At 69.3% G+C, this 19,051-nt stretch carries 9 protein-coding genes; all 9 read left to right on the top strand.

The window, feature by feature from the left end:
* The first annotated feature begins 22 nt into the window (after positions 1–22).
* Positions 23–3,484 (top strand): exodeoxyribonuclease V subunit gamma, encoded by a 3,462-nt coding sequence (gene recC, locus BLR75_RS22560; RefSeq protein WP_090416145.1) that lies wholly within the window; start codon positions 23–25, stop codon positions 3,482–3,484.
* The gene (gene recB, locus BLR75_RS22555; RefSeq protein ID WP_084309490.1) at positions 3,481–7,182 is read left to right on the top strand and encodes an exodeoxyribonuclease V subunit beta; all 3,702 of its coding nucleotides are present in this window, start codon (positions 3,481–3,483) and stop codon (positions 7,180–7,182) included. The genes recC and recB overlap by 4 nt, the downstream gene beginning before the upstream one ends.
* Positions 7,179–9,185 (top strand): exodeoxyribonuclease V subunit alpha, encoded by a 2,007-nt coding sequence (gene recD / locus BLR75_RS22550; RefSeq protein ID WP_084309491.1) that lies wholly within the window; start codon positions 7,179–7,181, stop codon positions 9,183–9,185. The genes recB and recD overlap by 4 nt, the downstream gene beginning before the upstream one ends.
* 161 nt (positions 9,186–9,346) lie before the next feature.
* Positions 9,347–12,190 carry an ATP-binding protein gene (locus tag BLR75_RS22545; protein ID WP_084309492.1) on the top strand — a complete coding sequence of 948 codons (2,844 nt, stop codon included), beginning with the start codon at positions 9,347–9,349 and terminating at the stop codon, positions 12,188–12,190.
* Positions 12,169–13,365 carry a response regulator cyclic di-GMP phosphodiesterase PvrR gene (pvrR, locus tag BLR75_RS22540; RefSeq protein ID WP_084309493.1) on the top strand — a complete coding sequence of 399 codons (1,197 nt, stop codon included), beginning with the start codon at positions 12,169–12,171 and terminating at the stop codon, positions 13,363–13,365. Before BLR75_RS22545 ends, pvrR begins: the two co-directional genes overlap by 22 nt.
* 103 nt (positions 13,366–13,468) lie before the next feature.
* Entirely contained in the window at positions 13,469–16,702 is a 3,234-nt protein-coding gene (locus BLR75_RS22535; protein WP_084309494.1) for a hybrid sensor histidine kinase/response regulator, read from the top strand.
* Positions 16,703–16,783: 81 nt separating this feature from the next.
* A complete protein-coding gene (locus BLR75_RS22530; protein ID WP_084309495.1) occupies positions 16,784–17,434 on the top strand; it encodes a response regulator in 651 nt (216 codons plus the stop codon).
* A gap of 274 nt (positions 17,435–17,708) precedes the next feature.
* The gene (locus BLR75_RS22525) at positions 17,709–18,248 is read left to right on the top strand and encodes a fimbrial protein (protein ID WP_084309496.1); all 540 of its coding nucleotides are present in this window, start codon (positions 17,709–17,711) and stop codon (positions 18,246–18,248) included.
* A gap of 49 nt (positions 18,249–18,297) precedes the next feature.
* Positions 18,298–19,044 (top strand): fimbrial biogenesis chaperone, encoded by a 747-nt coding sequence (locus tag BLR75_RS22520; protein WP_084309497.1) that lies wholly within the window; start codon positions 18,298–18,300, stop codon positions 19,042–19,044.
* The last annotated feature ends 7 nt before the right edge of the window (positions 19,045–19,051 follow it).

Here is a 19,051-nt window from a genome sequence, read left to right as displayed (position 1 = left end):
GCGCCCCATCCCTGGAGACCCGATGAGCGATTCCCTCAAACCCGGCCTGATGGTCATCCACGGCAACCACCCGGAAGACCTCCGCGACCTGCTGGTGCACTGGATGCGCCTGCACCCGCTGGCGCCGCTGGAGAACGAAGTCATCCTGGTGCAGAGCAACGGCATCGCCCAGTGGCTCAAGCTGGCCCTGGCGCGGGACGTGGAGGAGGGCGGCTGCGGCATCACCGCGGCGCTGGACGTGCAACTGCCCGCGCAATTCCTCTGGCGCGCCTATCGCGGCGCGCTGGGGCGCGAGGAGATTCCCGAGGTGTCGGTGCTGGACAAGGCGCCGCTGACCTGGCGCCTGATGCGCCTGCTGCCGACTTTGCTTGCGCGCGAGCAGTTCCAGATCCTGCAGCGCTTCCTCGCCGACGACGCCGACCTGCGCAAGCGCCACCAGCTCGCCGAGCGCCTGGCCGACCTGTTCGACCAGTACCAGGTCTACCGCGCCGACTGGCTGGAGGACTGGAGCCTTGGCCGCGACCAGCTGCGTCTGGCGGGCGGCACGGTTCGCGAGCTTGACGAGGACAACCGCTGGCAGGCCGAGCTGTGGCGCGCGCTGATCGAGGATGTCGGCGCCGACGGCCTGGCCAGCAGCCGCGCCGGGGTGCACCGGCGCTTTCTCGATCATCTCGACGCCGCCATCGAGAGCCCGAAAGCCCTGCCGCGCCGCGTGGTGGTGTTCGGCATCTCCGCCATGCCGGCGCAGACCGTCGAGGCGCTGGCCGCGCTGGCGCGCTTCTCCCAGGTGCTGCTCTGCGTGCACAACCCCTGCCGCCACCACTGGGCCGACATCGTCGCCGACAAGGACCTGCTGCGCCACGAATACCGCCGCCAGCGCCGCCGCGCCGGCACGCCGGAGCTGCTCGACGACGACCACCAGCACCAGTACGCCCAGCCGCTGCTGGCCGCCTGGGGCAAGCAGGGCCGCGACTACATCAACCTGCTCGACCGCTACGACGACCCGGAGAGCTACCGCAACCGGTTCGACGCCGGGCGCATCGACCTATTTTCCGACGACTCGCCGAGCACGCTGCTCGGCCAGTTGCAGGACGACATCCTCGAACTGCGCCCGCTGCCGGAAACCCGCGAGCACTGGCCGGCGGTCGATCCGCGCGGCGATGCGTCGATCCGCTTCCAGGTCGCCCACAGCGCGCAGCGGGAAGTGGAAGTCCTCCACGACCAGCTGCTCGCCCGCTTCGACGCCGACCCGGGCCTGCGTCCGCGCGACGTGATCGTCATGGTGCCGGACATCAACACCTACGCGCCGCACATCCAGGCGGTGTTCGGCCAGTTGCCGCGCGATGATCGCCGCTTCATTCCCTACACCCTGGCCGACCAGGGCCAGCGCGGCCGCGAGCCGCTGCTGGTGGCGCTGGAACATCTGCTGCGCCTGCCGGAAAGCCGCTTCGCCGTCAGCGAAATCCTCGACCTGCTGGACGTTGCCGCCCTGCGTGCGCGCTTCGGCCTCGGCGACGCCGACCTGCCGCTGCTGCGCCGCTGGATCGACGGCGCCGGCGTGCGCTGGGGGCTGGACGGCGCCCAGCGCGAACGCCTCGGCCTGCCCGCCGCCGCCGAGGCCAACAGCTGGCGCTTCGGCCTGCGGCGCATGCTGCTCGGCTTCGCGGTGGGCGAGGGCGAGGCGTTCCAGGGCATCCAGCCCTACGCCGAGATCGGCGGACTGGATGCCGCCGTGCTCGGTCCGCTGGCCAACCTGCTGGCGGCGCTGGAAACCACCTGCGACGAGCTGGCCGGCGAGGCGACGCCCGCGCAATGGGCCGAACGCCTGGGCGCGCTGCTGGAGCGCTTCTTCAAGGTCAGTGATGAACACGAGGAACTGCTTCATCAGCAGCTGCTGAAACTGCGCGACGGCTGGCTGGAAACCTGCGCCCACGCCGGCTTCGCCGAGCCCGTGCCGCTGTCGGTGGTGCGCGAGGCCTGGCTCGGCGGGCTGGATGCCGGCGGCCTGAACCAGCGTTTCCTGGCTGGCGCGGTGAGCTTCTGCACCCTGATGCCGATGCGCGCCATCCCGTTCCGCCTGGTCTGCCTGCTCGGCATGAACGACGGCGACTACCCGCGCCAGCAGTCGCCGCTGGACTTCGACCTGATGCGCAACGACTACCGCCCCGGCGACCGCTCGCGCCGCGAGGACGACCGCTACCTGCTGCTGGAGGCGCTGCTTTCGGCGCGCGACCAGCTCTATATCAGCTGGGTCGGCCGCAGCATCCGCGACAACAGCGAGCGGCCGCCGTCGGTGCTGGTCGGCCAGCTGCGCGACCATCTCGCCGCCGGCTGGAAACTGGCTGGCGATGGCGACCTGCTCCACGCCCTGACCCGCGAACACCCGCTGCAACCCTTCAGCCGCAGCTATTTCGAGCGGCCGCAGGAGGGCATCGACGGCCTGTTCACCTATGCCCGCGAATGGCGCGAGGTGCATCGCGACGAACCGGCCGAGTCCATCGGCGAAGCGCTGCCGCCGCTGCAGCTCGACGCGCCCATCGGCCTGCGCCAGCTCGCCGACTTCCTCGCCAATCCGGTCAACGCCTTCTTCGCCCAGCGCCTGAAGGTGCGCTTCGGCGAGGAGCAGCTCACCGGCAACGACGAGGAACCCTTCGAACTCGACGGCCTGCAGAACTGGCAGCTGCAGTTCGAACTCAGCGAACGCCTGAAACCCTGGGCCGAGCGGGACTGGGACGGCGAATGCCTGCCGCAGCAGCTGGAAGCGCAGGTGGAACGCCTGCGCCGCGAAGGCCGCCTGCCGCTGGCGGCCTTCGGCGATTTCTCCGCCCGCGAACTGGCCAAGCCGCTGCACGAGCTGTTCGTCCGCTACCGGGAACAGCTGGAGTACTGGGCCAACCCCGAGGACGAGCAGCGCGAACTTGTCCACAGCCATGCCGGCGTCGAACTGTCCGACTGGCTCGGCGGGCTGCGCCGCAGCGCCGACGGCCGCCTCGCCAGCCTGCAACTGATCAGCGGCAAGCTCCACGAGGGCCGCGGCTACAAGTGGCACACCCTGGTGCGCCACTGGATGCGCCACCTGGCGCTGCAACTCTGCGGCGAACCGGTGAGCAGCGTGCTGGTCGGCCTGACCGGCACCCTGGAGCTGCCGCCGCTGCCGAGGGAACAGGCGAGCGCGGAACTCGACCGGCTGATCGACGCCTGGCTCGAAGGCATGCGCCGCCCGCTGCCGGTGGCGTGCAAGGCGGCGTTCGCCTGGCTGGCCGCCGGCGAGGATGCGGATCGCGCGTCCCGCGAGGCCGCCAAGCGCTACGACGGCGGCTTCAACCTGAGCGGCGAGGCGGGGGCTTCGCAGGCGCTGGCGCGGGTCTATCCGGACTTCGCCACGCTGTCCGCCAGCGGCGAATTCGCAACCTGGGCCGAGGCGCTCTACGGCCCGCTGTACCACCTCCTGACCCGTCAGGACGACGCGGAGGACGCCGCATGAGCGCGCCCGTGCAACTCGACGTACTGGACTTCCCCCTGCACGGCAGTCGCCTGATCGAGGCCAGCGCCGGTACCGGCAAGACCTTCACCATCGCCCTTCTTTATGTGCGGCTGGTGCTGGCCCACGGCGGCGAGCAGGCGTTCGGCCGGCCGCTGAGCCCGCCGGAAATTCTCGTGGTGACCTTCACCGACGCCGCCACCCAGGAACTGCGCGACCGCATCCGTGCGCGCCTGACCGAGTCCGCGCGCTGCTTCGCCGAGCCGGATGCAGAGCACGACGGCCTGCTGGTGAAACTGCGCGATTCCTATCCCGCCGAACGCTGGCCCGGCTGCGCGCGTCTGCTGCGCATGGCCGCCGAATGGATGGACGAGGCCGCCGTCTCGACCATCCACAGCTGGTGCTACCGCATGCTGCGCGAGCACGCCTTCGACAGCGGCAGCCTGTTCACCCAGGACCTCGCCGCCGACCAGAGCGAACTGCTCGCCGAAGCGGTGCGCGACTACTGGCGGCGCAACTTCTATCCGCTCGGCCGCGGCGCGGCGACTGCCGTGGCGCACTGCTGGTCCGGCCCCGAGGCGCTGGCCCGCGCGCTGCAACCGCTGCTGGCGCAGCAGGAAGCCGGCTTCCGCTACGGCGACCGTCCGCTGCAAGCGCCGGAATCCCTCGCCGCACTGCTGGAGCGCACCGGCGACTGGTACGCCGCCCGCGATGCCGCCGAAGCCAGCGCCCGGAAAGCCTGGCAGGCCGACCGCGAAAATCTGCAAACGCTGCTGCAGGAGTTGCGCCCCAACCTCAATGGCAACAGCTATCGCGGCAAGGACGACGACGCCATTTTCGCCGGCTGGCTGGAAGCCCTGGCCGCCTGGAGCGAGGGCGGCGCGGCGCCGGACAATCTCGGCAAGTTCGGCCAGACGCGGATCAGGCTGAAGGGCAAGGCCGAGGTGCCCGCGCACACCGCGCTGCAGGCCATCGATGCCCTGCTGGACCTTGACGGAGATTGCCCGGACATCGCCCCCAGCCTGCTGCTGCACGCCCTCGGCGAGGTGCGCGCGGCGCTGGAAGCGGAGAAGCAGCGCCGCGCCGAACTCGGTTTCGACGACCTGCTGCTGCGCCTCGACCGCGCCCTGGCCGGCCCCGGCGGCGAGCATCTGGCCCAGCGCATCCGCGAGCAGTTCCCGGTGGCGCTGATCGACGAATTCCAGGACACCGACCCGCTGCAGTACCGCATCTTCGAGCGTATCTACCGCATCGCCGAGAACACGCAGGACCTCGGCCTGTTCCTGATCGGCGACCCCAAGCAGGCGATCTACGCCTTCCGCGGAGCCGATATCCACACCTATCTGCGCGCCCGCGCCGCCACCGCCGGGCGCCACTACACCCTGGGCACCAACTACCGCTCGACGCTGGACATGGTGGCCGCGGCGAACCGCTGCTTCGCCTTCGCCGAGAAGCACGGGCGCGGCGCCTTCCGCTTCGCCGATGAAGCGGGCGACAACCCGGTGCCCTTCCATGGCGTGAAGGCCAACGGCCGCGCGGAAACGCTGCTGATCGACGGCCAGCCGCTGCCGGCCATGACCTTCTGGACCCTGGAAAAAGACGGCGAGGTGGTCGGCTCCACCTACTACCGCAAGGAAATGGCCGCGCGCTGCGCCAGCGCCATCCGCGACTGGCTGACGCTGGCGCAACAGTATCGCGCCGGCTTCCGCAAGGATGGCGAGTGGCGCGCGCTGCGCCCGGCGGATATCGCCATCCTCGTGCGCGGCCGCAGCGAGGCCGAGGCGATCCGCGGCGAGCTGGCGGCGCGGCGGCTGGCCAGCGTCTACCTGTCCGACCGCGACTCGGTGTTCGACAGCCAGGAAGCCCGCGACCTGCTGCACTGGCTGCGCTCCTGCGCCGATCCCGGCGACGACGCCCTGCTGCGCGCCGCGCTGGCGACCCGCAGCCTCGATCTCGACTGGCAGACTTTGGAGCGGCTGAACCAGGACGAGCGCTTCTGGGAAGACACCGTGCTGCGCTTCCGCGAATACCGCCTGCAATGGCAGCAGCAGGGCGTGCTGCCGATGTTGCGCCGGCTGCTCGCCGACTTCGCCCTGCCGGCGCGCCTGCTGCGCCAGCCGGACGGGGAACGCAGCCTGACCAACCTGCTGCACCTGGCCGAATGGCTGCAGCGCGAGGCGGTGGAACTGGACGGCGAGCACGCGCTGCTGCGGGTGCTGGCCGAGCAGCTGGAGAATCCTTCCAGCGAGGAAATCCTTCGCCTGGAAAGCGACGCCGACCTGATCAAGGTGGTGACCATCCACAAGTCCAAGGGCCTGGAATATCCGCTGGTGCTGCTGCCGTTCATCTGCAGCTGGCGCGAGCTGGACGGCAAGAGTGCGACGCCGCCGAGCTTCCAGGACGGCGATGCGCGCGTGGTGGAGCTGGCCCGCGACAAGGAACTGGCCAAGGCCGCCTACCTGCAGGCCAACGACGAGCGCCTCTCCGAGGACATGCGCCTGCTCTACGTGGCCCTGACCCGCGCGCGGCACGCCGTGTGGCTGGGCATGGCGCCGCTGGTGATGAGCAACAGCAAAAGCCCCGAGCTGCACAAGGGCGCCATCGGCTACCTGCTCGGCGGCGGCGCGGCGCTGGCGGTGGCGGATGTCCCCGCGCGGCTGGCGGAGTTGCAGGTCGATTGCCCGGCCATCGCCGTGGCTCCCGCGCCCGATGCAGACGACCAGCCCTATATCGCCGAAGCCGCCGGCGAGCTGGGCAATGCCCGCGAGCCGCAGCGGCGCGTGGCGGAGAAATGGTGGATCGCCAGCTACTCGGCGCTGGCCGCGCTGGCGGTGGAAGGCGACGAGGGCGAAATCCTGCCGCCGCCCGCCGCCGACGAGCCCACCAGCGCCGGCGAGGACCTGCTGCGCGAAAGCGTGCTGGAAACGCCCCGCGAGGCCGAAGCGCTGCCGGCGCCGGGCAGCCTGCACGCCTTCCCGCGCGGCTCCAGTCCCGGCAGCTTCCTGCATGGTCTGCTGGAATGGGTGGCCGACGAAGGCTTCGCCGAAGTGAACGCCGAGCGGATTCGCGACCAGGTTGCCCGGCGTTGCCGGCTGCGCGGCTGGGAGGAGTGGATCGATCCGCTGAGCGACTGGCTACAGCGCCTGCTGCGCACCGATTTCCTGCTGCCCGGCGCGGCGCCCGTGCAACTGGCCGGCCTCGCCAGCTACCAGAAGGAAATGGAGTTCTGGTTCGCCACCCGGCAGGTCGACAGCCGCCGCCTCGACGCCCTGGCGCGCCAGTACACCCTGGGCGGCGTGGCGCGGCCGGCGCTGCAGGAGAACCAGTTGAACGGCATGCTCAAGGGCTTCATCGACCTGGTGTTCGAACACGAGGGGCGCTACTACGTGGCGGACTACAAATCCAACTGGCTGGGCGCCGACGAGGCCGCCTACGACCGCGAGGCGATTCGCGGCGCGCTGCTGGCGCACCGCTACGACCTGCAATACCTGCTCTACCTGTTCGCCCTGCACCGCCTGCTGCAGGCGCGGCTGGCCGACTACGACTACGACCGCCACGTCGGCGGCGCCATCTACCTGTTCCTGCGCGGCAGCCAGGCGGCGACCCAGGGCCTGCACTGGGAGAAGCCGCCGAGGGAACTGATGGACGAACTGGATGCGCTGTTCCGTGCTGTAACCCCGGGGAATGAGGTGCCGGCATGAACGCAAGGGAAATGCTCGACCTGCTCGGCCAGTGGTCCGCGCGCGGCTGGCTGCGCGAACTGGACCGCGCCTTCGCCGCCTTCCTCGTCGAACAGGCGGCGGATGCCGATCCGCTGCTGATCCTCGCCGCCGCGCTGGCCAGCCACCAGCTCGGCCGCGGCCACGTCTGCCTCGACCTCGCCGCGACCCTGGCCGACAGCCGCTTCGCCCTGTCGCTGCCGCCGGAAGGGGAGAACGAGAAGGATGCTCCGACCCTGCCCGGCGCGCTGCTCGATCCCGTCGATCTCGCCGGTTGGCAGGCTGCGCTGAACGACGGGCGACTGGTCGGCAACGGCCCCGGCAATACGCCGCTGGTGCTGTCCGGCCGGCGCCTCTACCTGCGCCGCTACTGGCAGTACGAACGCGACGTGCGCGCCGGCATCGACGCGCGCCTGCAGCGCGGCGAGGAACTGCGCCGCGCGCTGCCGGAAGCGCCGCTGCGCCAGGCGCTGGACGCGCTGTTCCCGGCGAGGCCGGATGCGCCCACCGACTGGCAGAAGCTGGCCTGCGCACTGATGGCCGGCAACGCCTTCGGCATCGTCACCGGCGGCCCCGGCACTGGCAAGACCACCACGGTGGTGCGCCTGCTGGCGCTGCTGCAGAGCCTCGCGCTCGACGGCGGCAGGCCGCTGCGCATCCGCCTGGCCGCGCCCACCGGCAAGGCGGCTGCGCGGTTGAACGAATCCATCGCCGGAGCAGTGGATCGTCTCGATCTTTCCGCGCTCCCCAATGGTGAAGCGGCGCGAGAAGCCATTCCAAAAGAGGTCACCACCCTTCACCGCCTGCTCGGCAGCCGCCCGGACAGCCGCCAGTTCCGCCACCACGCCGGCAACCCGCTGGCGCTGGACCTGCTGGTGGTGGACGAGGCCTCGATGGTTGACCTGGAAATGATGGCCTCGCTGCTCGCCGCGCTGCCGCCGCGCGCCCGGCTGATCCTGCTCGGCGACAAGGACCAGCTCGCCTCGGTGGAAGCCGGCGCGGTGCTCGGCGAACTGTGCAGCCGCGCCCGCGAAGGCCACTACCGGCCGGCGACCCGCGACTGGCTGGAGCAGGTCACCGGCGAACGCATCGACGCCGCGCTGCTCGACGCGGCCGGCACGCCGCTGGACCAGGCGGTCGCCATGCTCCGCCACAGCCACCGCTTCCGCTCCGACAGCGGCATCGGCCAGCTCGCCGAGGCGGTGAATGCCGGCGACGTGGCGGCGCTGAAGGCGGTATGGAAGAACGCTTACCCCGATCTGGCGCGGCTCAGCGTGGATGCGCGGGATTCCCGCGTGCTGCGCGACCTGGTGATCGACGGCGGGCGCGGCGGCGACATGTTCGGGCCGGTCGGCTACCGGCACTACCTGCAGATCGTCGAGAAACGCCCGGCGGCGGATGCCGGCCAGGAGGCATTCGACAAGTGGGCGCGGGCGGTGCTCGACGCCCACGGCCAGTTCCAGCTGCTCTGCGCCCTGCGCCGCGGACCCTGGGGCGTGGAAGGGCTGAACCAGCGGATCGCCGGGCTGTTGCACAGCGATGGACTTATCCCCAGCGCCCACGGCTGGTTCCCCGGCCGCCCGGTGCTGGTCACCCGCAACGACTATGGCCTCGGCCTGATGAACGGCGACATCGGCATCACCCTGGCGCTGCCGCAGACGGTCGATGGCGTGACGAAGCTGGTGCCGCGCGTGGCCTTCCCGGCCGGCGACGGCACCCGCGACATCCGCTGGATCCTGCCCAGCCGCCTGCAGGCGGTGGAGACGGTGTTCGCCATGACCGTGCACAAGTCCCAGGGCTCGGAATTCACCCACGCCGCGCTGCTGTTGCCGGACAGCCTCAACCCCATCCTCACCCGCGAGCTGGTCTACACCGGCATCACCCGCGCCCGCGACTGGTTCACCCTCGCCAGCAGCGGCGGACGGGTGCTGGAACCGGCCATCGAGCGGCGGGTGCAGCGGGCGAGCGGATTGCTGGAGGGCTGACCCCGGCAGGCGCCGGCATGCAGGCGATCCGCCCAGGCTCGCCTGCATGAGCACAGCGGCAGTCAGCCGGTCGTCATCTTTCATGCCAATCCGGGGCGGTCAGGTGGCTTTTTAGAATTGTCTTATGGGATAAGGCCGGGCGGTTCGTCAGGCTGTCGGCCATGAAGCTCCGACTATTCCTATATCCCCTCGATACCTCGTTCTCCACTCCGCAGGCGCTGCGCAAGCTGCTGCGCGTGTTCGCCTGCGTGCTGCTGCTGGGCCTGGTATCCACGCAGAGCTTTTTTCTCAATGAGTCCTTCAACGGCGAGGTGTCGCGCCATCGCCGGCTGATGAACGCCTCGATGTACGAGGCGCAGCTGTTCCTCTACCAGCGCGAGTCGCTGCTGGAGCACCTCGCCCGTGGCGTGATGTTCGACAGCGGCGACAGGCCGGTATCGCTGCCGTACCTCAGCAACCTGCCGCCCCATGACTACGTCAACCTCGCCCTCGGCGATGCGGATGGACGGAGCAGCCTGTTCCTTTCCGGGCGCGACCTGCGGGAGTTGCGCGAGAAGAACCTGAGCCTGCTGTACATCGCCCCCGGGCCGACGATCAGGGTATCGCGCCTGTACGACTCGGCCGCGCTCAATCCGGTGCTGCCCACGGCGGTGTTCGAAGCCCTGCGCCAGCCCGGCAGCGCGAAGGAGGAGGGCGGGGTGCGCTGGCTGGCCGATCCGGCCGATGCCAGGGGCCGCCTGTATCTGTTCATCCGGGTTTCCGCGCAGCAGGACGCCGGCTGGCTGGGACTCGAGCTGGACAATGCGGACCTGGTCGCCGCCTTCGACAATCCCGCCGCCGGCGATTACCTGCTGCTCGACCGGCAGCATCGGGAGATTCTCGGCAACCGGATGACGCCCGGCCTGGGTGCGCAGTTCAGCGCGCTGTGGCAGCACGACACCTTCGCCTTCAGCCAGTCGGGGCCGTTTTCCTGGCGCCTGGCCCTGCTGATGCACCTGGGCAACTCGGAGTGGGCGCTGGTCCGCTACGTCGACCTGCCCACCCTGCTGCAGCCGTTGTGGCCGCGCCTGCTGCTGTCGCTGCTGCTCAGCCTGGCTGTCGGCGGCATGCTGTTCGGCCTGTGCCGGCGCATCGAGCGGCGCCTGATCGAACCGGACCAGCGGCGCCTCGATGCGCTGGTGGACAGCGAGGCGTTTTCCAGCGCGGTGATCCAGACCGCGCCGGTGGGCCTCTGCGTGCTGCGCCGCAAGGACGGCGCGGTGGTCCTGGAGAACCGCCTGGCCCTGCAGTGGCTGGGCGACGGCGAGCAGCGCCGGCGCTGGAGCCATGGCTGGATCGCCAGGGCCTTCGACGGCGAGTCCGGCGCCGCCTCGGAAGAGGTGGAGATGGCCGGCGGGCGGCATCTCCACCTGAGCTATGCGCCGACCCGCTACAAGGGCGAGGATGTGCTGCTCTGCGCCTTCAGCGACATCAGCGCGCGCAAGCAGACGGAAGCCGCGCTGGCGGAGGCCAAGCTCACGGCGGATGCGGCGAACGCGGCGAAGACGCTGTTCCTGGCGACCATGAGCCATGAAATCCGCACGCCGCTCTATGGTGTGCTCGGCACCCTCGAACTGCTCGGCAGGACTCCCCTGGACGCGCAGCAGGCCGGCTACCTGAAGGCCATCCAGCACTCCTCGTCGACGCTCCTGCACCTGATCGGCGACGTGCTCGATGTATCGAAGATCGAGGCCGGCCAGTTGGGGCTGGAGTTCGTCGAGTTCTCGCCGCTGGAGCTGGTCCAGGATGTCCTCCAGGCCTATGCGGCGGCGGCGCGCAACAAGGGACTGCAGCTGTATGGCTGCTGCAGCCCGGACCTGCCGGGCCTGCTGCGTGGCGATGCCACGCGCATCCGGCAGATTCTCAACAACCTGCTGAGCAATGCGCTGAAATTCACCGACAACGGCCGCGTCGTGGTGCGCGTACGTCCCGAGCGCCGCGATGGCGACCGGGTCACGCTGTTCTGGCAGGTCGCCGACACCGGCATCGGCATTTCCCCCGAGGAACAGCGCCATCTGTTCGACCCGTTCTACCAGGGCGGCGAACATTCCCGCATGGTGGGCGGTACCGGCCTCGGCCTGTCGATCTGCCAGCGCCTGTGCAACCTGATGAACGGCCGGCTGCAGGTGGTCAGCGACGTCGGCCTGGGCAGCAGCTTCACCCTGAGCCTGCCGCTGCAGGTGATCCCGGGCGCGGCAGACATGGAGCCGACGCTGGCCCCGACACCGGTGTGGGTGCATTCGCCGGTGCGCGAGTTCTCCGAATGCATCGCCGGCTGGCTCGGCCGCCAGGGCGCACGGGCGCTGGTGGCGAGCTCTGGCTGCCTGATCGAGGACGCGGAGGCGGCGGTGCTGGTGGAAGTGCGTTTCGGCGGCCAGGACGTCGATCCGCTGCCGGACTGGCAGGGTTGCCGGGTGATCGTTTCCGACCAGGGCCACGATTATCCGCAGCGCCAGGGCTGCGACTGGCTGGTGGGGCGTTACAGCGTCGCGGGGCTGTTCCAGGCCGTCGCCCTGGCCCAGGGCTGCAAGGACACCGGGCAGGCCCATGGTGACGCGCCGCCGGTCGAGCGCAGCCTGGGTCTGCGCGTGCTGGCTGCCGAGGACAATCCGATCAACCAGCTGATCCTGCGTGACCAGCTGGAAGAACTGGGCTGCAGCGTCGAACTGGCCTGCGATGGCCTGGAGGCGCTGCGCCTGTGGCAGGCCGGCACGTTCGACGTGGTCCTGACCGACGTGAACATGCCGGGCATGAACGGCTACCAGCTTGCCCGGGCCCTGCGCGAGCGGGGCTGCCGCGTGCCGGTGATCGGTACCACCGCCAATGCGATGCGCGAGGAGGTCGAGCGCTGCCTGGCGGCGGGCATGAACGACTGCCTGCTCAAGCCGCTCGATCTGCCGTCCCTTTACGGCCGCCTGAAATCCATCCAGAAGGAGACGTGCGAATGCTCCCCTACCGAATCCTGATCGTCGAAGACCAGGCCTTTCAGCGCGAGTACCTGCTGAACCTGTTCCGCGACCTCGGCGTGCGCTCCCTGGAGGCCGCCGAGGATGGCGAGGATGCCCTGCGGCGGCTGCAGGAGCGTGATTTCGACCTGGTCCTGAGCGACCTGATGATGCCCGGCCTGGACGGCGTCCAGCTGATCCAGCGGTTGTCCGAGCTGCGCGAGCCGCCGCCGCTGGCGCTGATGAGTTCATCGCCGCGGCGGATGCTCGGCAGCGCCTGCCAGGTGGCGAAGATGCAGGGCATCACGGTGGTCGACCTGATCGCCAAGCCGGCGCTGCCGCTGTCCATCCGGCGCCTGATCGAGCGCCTGGAAAGCCGCGTGCACCGGTTCGCTCCCGTGGTGCCGGGCGAGCGCATGGAGTTCAGCCGCGAGGAGCTGTCGTCGGCCCTGCGCGACGGGCAGTTCCAGGCCTGGTTCCAGCCCAAGCAGTCGCTGGCCGATGACCGCATCGTCGGCGCCGAGGCGCTGGTGCGCTGGAACCACCCGCGGCACGGCACGCTGCTGCCCGCCACTTTCCTGCCGGCACTGGAAGCGGCCGGACTGGACGAGGAACTGCTCTGGGCGATGCTCGACCAGTCCATTGGCGCCCAGGCGCAGTGGGGCGAGCTGGGCTGCCGGGTGCCGGTATCGGTGAACCTGCCGACGCACCTGCTGGATGACCGCAGCCTGCCCGATCGCCTGCACGATTTCGTCATTGCGCGCCGCGGAGCGCCGGCCGGCATCGTCTTCGAACTGCTGGAATGCAGCTTCACCAGCGACCCCGGCAACTATTACGCGGGTACCTGCCGCCTGCGGATGAAGGGCTTCGGCCTGGCCCAGGACGACTTCAGCCGGGGCTACAGCTCGTTCTACAACCTGGTCTCGACACCCTTCACCGAGCTGAAGATCGACCGCACCCTGGTGCATGGCTGTGCCGAGGACGAGACCCTGGCCGCCGCCCTGGAAAGCCTCATCCGCCTGGGCCGGAACATCGGGCTGGAGGTGGTGGCCGAAGGCGTGGAAAGCGCCGGCGAACTGGCCATGCTGCGCCGCCTGGGCTGCCACCGCGTCCAGGGCTTCCTGATCTCCGGGGCGGTGGCGCCGCAGTTGTTCGCCCGGTTGCTGATGGAGGAACGCCCGGCCCGGCCGCACTGAATGGCCGTCGCGCCTGCCTGTGGCGGTCGCCGGGCCGCTCTCCGACATCTACAGTCAGCACTGGAGCCCAGTGCTGTTCGGCATTGCCCGGATTCTTTCGCCTATGGACCCTGAAAACAGTTCGATCCGCAAACTGGCGAGCACCTCGCTGCGCCTCAACATCGTCCTGCTGTGCGCCCTGTCCCTGGCGCTGCTGCTGGTCGGCACGTGCTATTGGGCGCTGGCACGGGTGGTCCAGGAGGAAAAGGACAAGATCAGCTTCCACTTCAGCCGGCTGATGGGCGACATCCGCGACCATGAAAGCTTCCTGCTGCGCATCGCCCAGCAGAGCGATGCGGCGACCCAGAAGCGCGACCAGGACACGGTGCCGCTGCAGCGCCGCCTGCTGATGCGCGAGGGCGACCTGGAGATCCACGAGGGGCGCGAGTTCTCCTTCTCCCTGCCGTTCACCCTGGCCACCCGCGAACATGCGTCGCCGTCCGAGCTGTCGGGCGGGCCGTTTTCCATCGGGGTGATGGTGGCCAACTACTACAGCAGTTTCTGGAGCACCTCGGCCTACCCGGCGCCGAAGACGGTGTTGCTCAACCTCACCGGCGACACCAGCCTTGCCGTGCCGTCGCTGAACAGCTCGCCGGGCCATGGCGGGCTGGCGCGCGACACCTACCTGGAAGTGATCGGGCGCATTCTCGAACGGCTGCGCGAGAAGCCGCCGCCGCGCGGCGACATGCGCGTGCACTGGGGGCGCGCCGGCGCCTTCTACGGCAACAGCCAGGCGCTGCTCGGCCACATCAGCGTCGACCTGCCGGACGAGTTGTGGTGGGAGAACAGTCCCACGCGCCAACTGGTCGCCGTCACCCTGCTGGAGATGGCGCGGATCAACGACTTCGTGCGGCTGCTCGGCCAGCGCTTCTTCACCGAACTGGCCCTGATGGAGCCTGGCGGCGAGGTGGTATATGGCCCGGCGGAGCTGTTGCAGGGCGCCGATGAAGGCATGAGCCTGACCCGCCGGGGCGTGCTGATGAAGCTCGGCAGCCTGCCGGACGGCGGCTGGGTGGCGGTCTACCGGATCGACTACGAGAGTTTCTTCAGTTATGCCCGCTGGCAGTTGCTCGGCATCCTCGCTGCGCTGTTCGGCTGCATCGGCGGCGGCTGGTACGCCTCGCACTGGTACTCGCGGCGGGTGGTGCTGCCGGCCCGGCAGGCGCACAGCGAGATCGTCGAGAGCGAAGTCTTCAGCCGCGCGGTGATCCATACCGCGCCGGTCGCGCTCTGCGTGCTGCGCCGCGACACCCGCGAGGTGCTGCTGCAGAACCGCCTGGCCGAGCTGTGGCTCGGCGATGCGCAGGAGATCACCAGGCTGAGTCGCGACTGGGACTTCTCGCAGTTGCCGGAGGAGGCCGGCGGCGATATCTGCGCGGTGCTCGGCGAGCGCTACCTGTACGCCCGGTTCGCACCGACCCGCTATCACGGCGAGGACGTGGTGCTCTGCGCGTTCAACGACATCACCACGCACAAGGATGCACAGAGCGCACTGGTCGAGGCGAAACGCTCGGCGGATGCGGCCAGCGAGGCCAAGACACTGTTCCTGGCGACCATGAGCCACGAGATCCGCACACCGCTGTACGGCGTGCTGGGCACCCTGGAACTGCTCGGCCTGACCAGCCTGACGCGCCAGCAGCAGGAATACCTGAGCACCATCCAGCGCTCGTCCTCGACATTGCTGCAACTGATCAGCGACATCCTCGACGTGTCGAAGATCGAGGCCGGGCAGATGGCGCTGGAGGAGGTGGAATTCAGCCCGCTGGAGCTGGCCGAGGAGGTCATGCGCGGACATGCCGCCATGGCCGAGAGCAAGGGCCTGCAGCTCTACTCCTGCCTGGATGCCGGGCTGCCGGGCCTGCTCCACGGCGATGCGGCGCGGATCAGGCAGATTCTCAACAACCTGCTGAGCAATGCGCTGAAGTTCACCGACTTCGGCCGGGTGGTGCTGCGCCTGAAGGTGCTGGAACGCCGGAATGGCCAGGTGGAGCTGCAATGGCAGGTCACCGATACCGGCATCGGGATTTCCCAGGAACAGCAGCGGCGCCTGTTCGAGCCGTTCTACCAGGTCCACGGCCACCAGCACACCATCGCCGGCACCGGGCTGGGCCTGTCGATCTGCTGGAACCTCAGCCAGATGCTGAACGGCACCCTGCGCGTGGTCAGCGAAGTTGGCCTGGGCAGCAGCTTCAGCCTCGCGTTGCGCCTGGAGGTGGTCGAGGAGCGCCAGGTTGCGCTCGACGGCGTCGGCCTGCAGGAGGGCAGCATCTACGTGCGCGCGCCGGCCAGGGAGCTGGCGGCCGGTTTCGCCGCCTGGGTCGAGCGCTGGGGGGCGATCGGCATGGTCGTCGAGCAGCTGCCGGAGGCGCCGCCCCCCGGAGCCGTGCTGCTCGACCTGCTGCCGGAGGCGCGGATCGAGCCCGCCTGGAGCGGCCCGCGGGTCTGCGCCTGCCACGACGGCGGCTACCAGCCGCAGGCGGGCGAGCAGGGCTGGCGGGTGAGCATCCATCACCTGCGCGGGATCGGCCAGGCGCTGCTGCTCGCCCAGCGTGGCGAGACGGTGCTGGCGGCGGAGGAGGAACCGGCGGCGCGATTGACCAGGCTCGGCCTGCGCGTGCTGGTCGCCGAAGACAACCCGATCAACCAGCTGCTGCTGAAGGAGCAGCTGGAAGAGCTGGGCTGCACCGCGACCATCGCGGCGAATGGCCAGGAAGCCCTGCAGCACTGGGCGCCGGGCGCCTTCGACGTGCTCCTGACCGACGTGAACATGCCGCAGATGAACGGCTACGAACTGGTCCGTGCGTTGCGCCAGCGCGACGCGCGCATACCGGTCATCGGCGTCACCGCCAACGCCATGCGCGAGGAGGGGGAGCGCTGCATGGCGGTGGGCATGAATGCCTGGCTGGTCAAGCCGATGAGCCTGCGCACCCTGCACAACGGCCTGCGCAGGGTCTGCGACGGCATCGCGCTGCCGCTCGTCGAAACGCCAGAGGCGGCAGCGCCGCTGGAGGACGATGAGCGCATCGAGGTTTCGCCGAAGATGCGTGTGCTGTTCGTGCGGACCATGCGCGAGGACATCGAGAAGGCGCGCACGGCCCTGCAGCAGGGCGACCTGGATGGCGTGCGGCAGGTGGTGCACCGCCTGCGCGGCGCCCTGGCGGTGGTGCAGGCGCACGCCCTGGCCAATGCCTGCGGCGTCATGGAAGACACCCTGATCGCGGAGCGGCCCGGGGATGCACTGGATGCAGCGGTGGAGGCACTGCTGGAACGCGTGGAGAAAGCCCTGGCGGCGCCATGAGGGCTAGTCTTGAACTGATGGCTGCCGGGCTTTTCCGAGCAGTTCCCGTTGGTCGCAATCGTTTGGAGCGATGAAACGCTTATGGAAGCAGTCAGGGTTGTATTGGCGGATGACCATCCCATCGTGCTGGCGGGGGTTCGCGAAGTGATAGAGCGCGATGCGCGCTTCGCCGTGGTCGGCGAGGCCTACAATTCGAGCGAACTGGTGCGGCTGTGCGTGGAGTGCGGGCCGGACATCGTGGTCACCGACTACAACATGCCTGGCGACCTGACCTATGGCGACGGCCTCAAGCTCATCGACTACCTGCTGCGGCACTTTCCGCAAACCCGCATCCTGATCCTCACCATGCTGTCGAACAACCTGATCCTGACCAGCCTGTACGATCTCGGCGTGTCCGGCGTGGTGCTGAAGAACGGCGACCTCAACGAGATCCTCGTGGCCCTGGCCGCGCTTTCCCGCGGACGCACCTACCGCGGCCCGGGCATGCGCTCGGGCAGCAGCGTGGCGCCCTGCGAGGACGACGTCGGCGCGCGCCTCGCCAGCCTGTCGGTGAAGGAGTTCGAGGTGCTGCGGCATTTCGTTTCCGGCATGAGCGTGGGCGAGATCGCCGTACACCTGAAACGCAGCGTGAAGACCGTGAGCGCGCAGAAGATCGCCGCCATGCGCAAGCTGGACGTCGACAGCGACCAGGCGCTGGTGCTGTTCTGCATCAAGGCCAATCTGTTCCAGTAACACCCGTTTCCCCTCATCCGCACCCAGGCCGTTGCCGAGGGCGCTTCCAGCCCGCCCCGATTCTCCTGATATCCCGAAGCCTGCCGCTGGCGGGCTTTGAGATTTGTCTGATGTTTCCGTCCTCGGAGCTTTCCTAAAGTGCGCACCAGCCCGGCGCGCCGGCCTGCCGTCCATCTTTCCGGACCGTGCCGGCGAAGCGGCTCTTCGGGCCCACGCAAGCGAACGGCGCACCCAGCCGGCCGCCAATCGGAAACACGCAAACTGGAGTTCCATCATGAAACAGCAACTGCTTGGCGCAGTGATCGTCCTGGCTGGCGCCGGGGTATCCATGGGCGTCAGCGCCGCCACCCCGCAAACCGGCATCATCAACATCACCGGCAAGGTCACCGAAACCAGCTGCGTGCTCGATTCCGCTTCGACCAATCTGGACGTGCACCTGCCGACCGTCGACAAGACCCTGCTGGCCGATCCGCAGAGCAGCACCGGCCGTACCGGCTTCGCCATGCAGGTCAGCAGCTGCGACGACGGCATCAAGGTGTCCGCCGCCTTCACCCCGGACAGCAACGTCGATGCCTACGGCAACCTGAAGAACGGTGCGGATGCCGACAAGGTCCAGGTCCAGCTGCTCGACCAGAACCAGAACGTCATCAACATCAACACCGACGACGCCCTGTCGCAATCGGCCCGTGCGGTCACCGTCAGCGGCGGCGCACCGGTCACCCTGCAGTACTACGCCCAGTACTACTCCCAGGAAGGCGGTGCCGGCGCCGGCGACGTATCGGCCATGGCCAACTTCCAGCTGACCTACGAGTGATCCTCCCGGCCCGGGGCGTTGTCCCGGGCCAACCCAAGGTGCCCCCGCAATGCGTTTCCGCCATCTCCCCAACCTTCGCCAGCTGGCCGCCGGCCTGCTGCTTTCCGCGTTCGCCATTCCAGCGTCCTGGGCCGGAGTGCTCATCGACGGCACGCGGGTGATCTATCCAGCCAAGGAACGGGAAGTCACGGTCAAGCTGACCAACAAGGGCAGCAGCCCGGTGCTGATGCAGGTCTGGGCCGACCGTGGCGATCCCCGGGCGGAACCGCAGGACGCCGACGCCCCGTTCCTGATCACGCCGCCGATCTTCCGCCTCGACCCGCAGAAGGGGCAGAGCGTGCGGGTGGTCTTCACCGGGGAAAAACTGCCGCAGGATCGCGAATCGCTGTTCTGGTTCAACGCGCTGGAGGTGCCTTCGCTGCCGCAGGATGCCGACCGGAACCTCATGCAGATCGCCGTCCGCTCGCGGCTCAAGCTGTTCTACCGCCCGGCCGGCCTGCCCGGAAATCTGCCGGAGGCGATCAAGGCGGTGAAGTGGCGGGTGGTGCCGGGGGCCGGCGGCCATGTGCTGCGCGGCGAGAACGACAGCCCCTACCACCTTTCCTACAGCTCCCTCGTCCTGGAGCAGGGCGGCAAGCGCCATGACACCGGCGGCGGAATGATCGCCCCGTACAGCCGCCACGAGTTTTCCCTGCCGGGCTTCGGCGGCCAGGTCGCCGGTGCGCGCCTGCGCTACCGCTGGATGAGCGACCACGGCGTGGCTCCCGAGCAGGAAACCGCGCTGCGCCAGGACTGACCGGCCG

The organism is Pseudomonas jinjuensis (assembly GCF_900103845.1).
In the GTDB taxonomy this organism is placed as follows: Bacteria; Pseudomonadota; Gammaproteobacteria; order Pseudomonadales; family Pseudomonadaceae; genus Pseudomonas; species Pseudomonas jinjuensis.
This window is presented reverse-complemented; position numbering and strand designations above follow the sequence as displayed.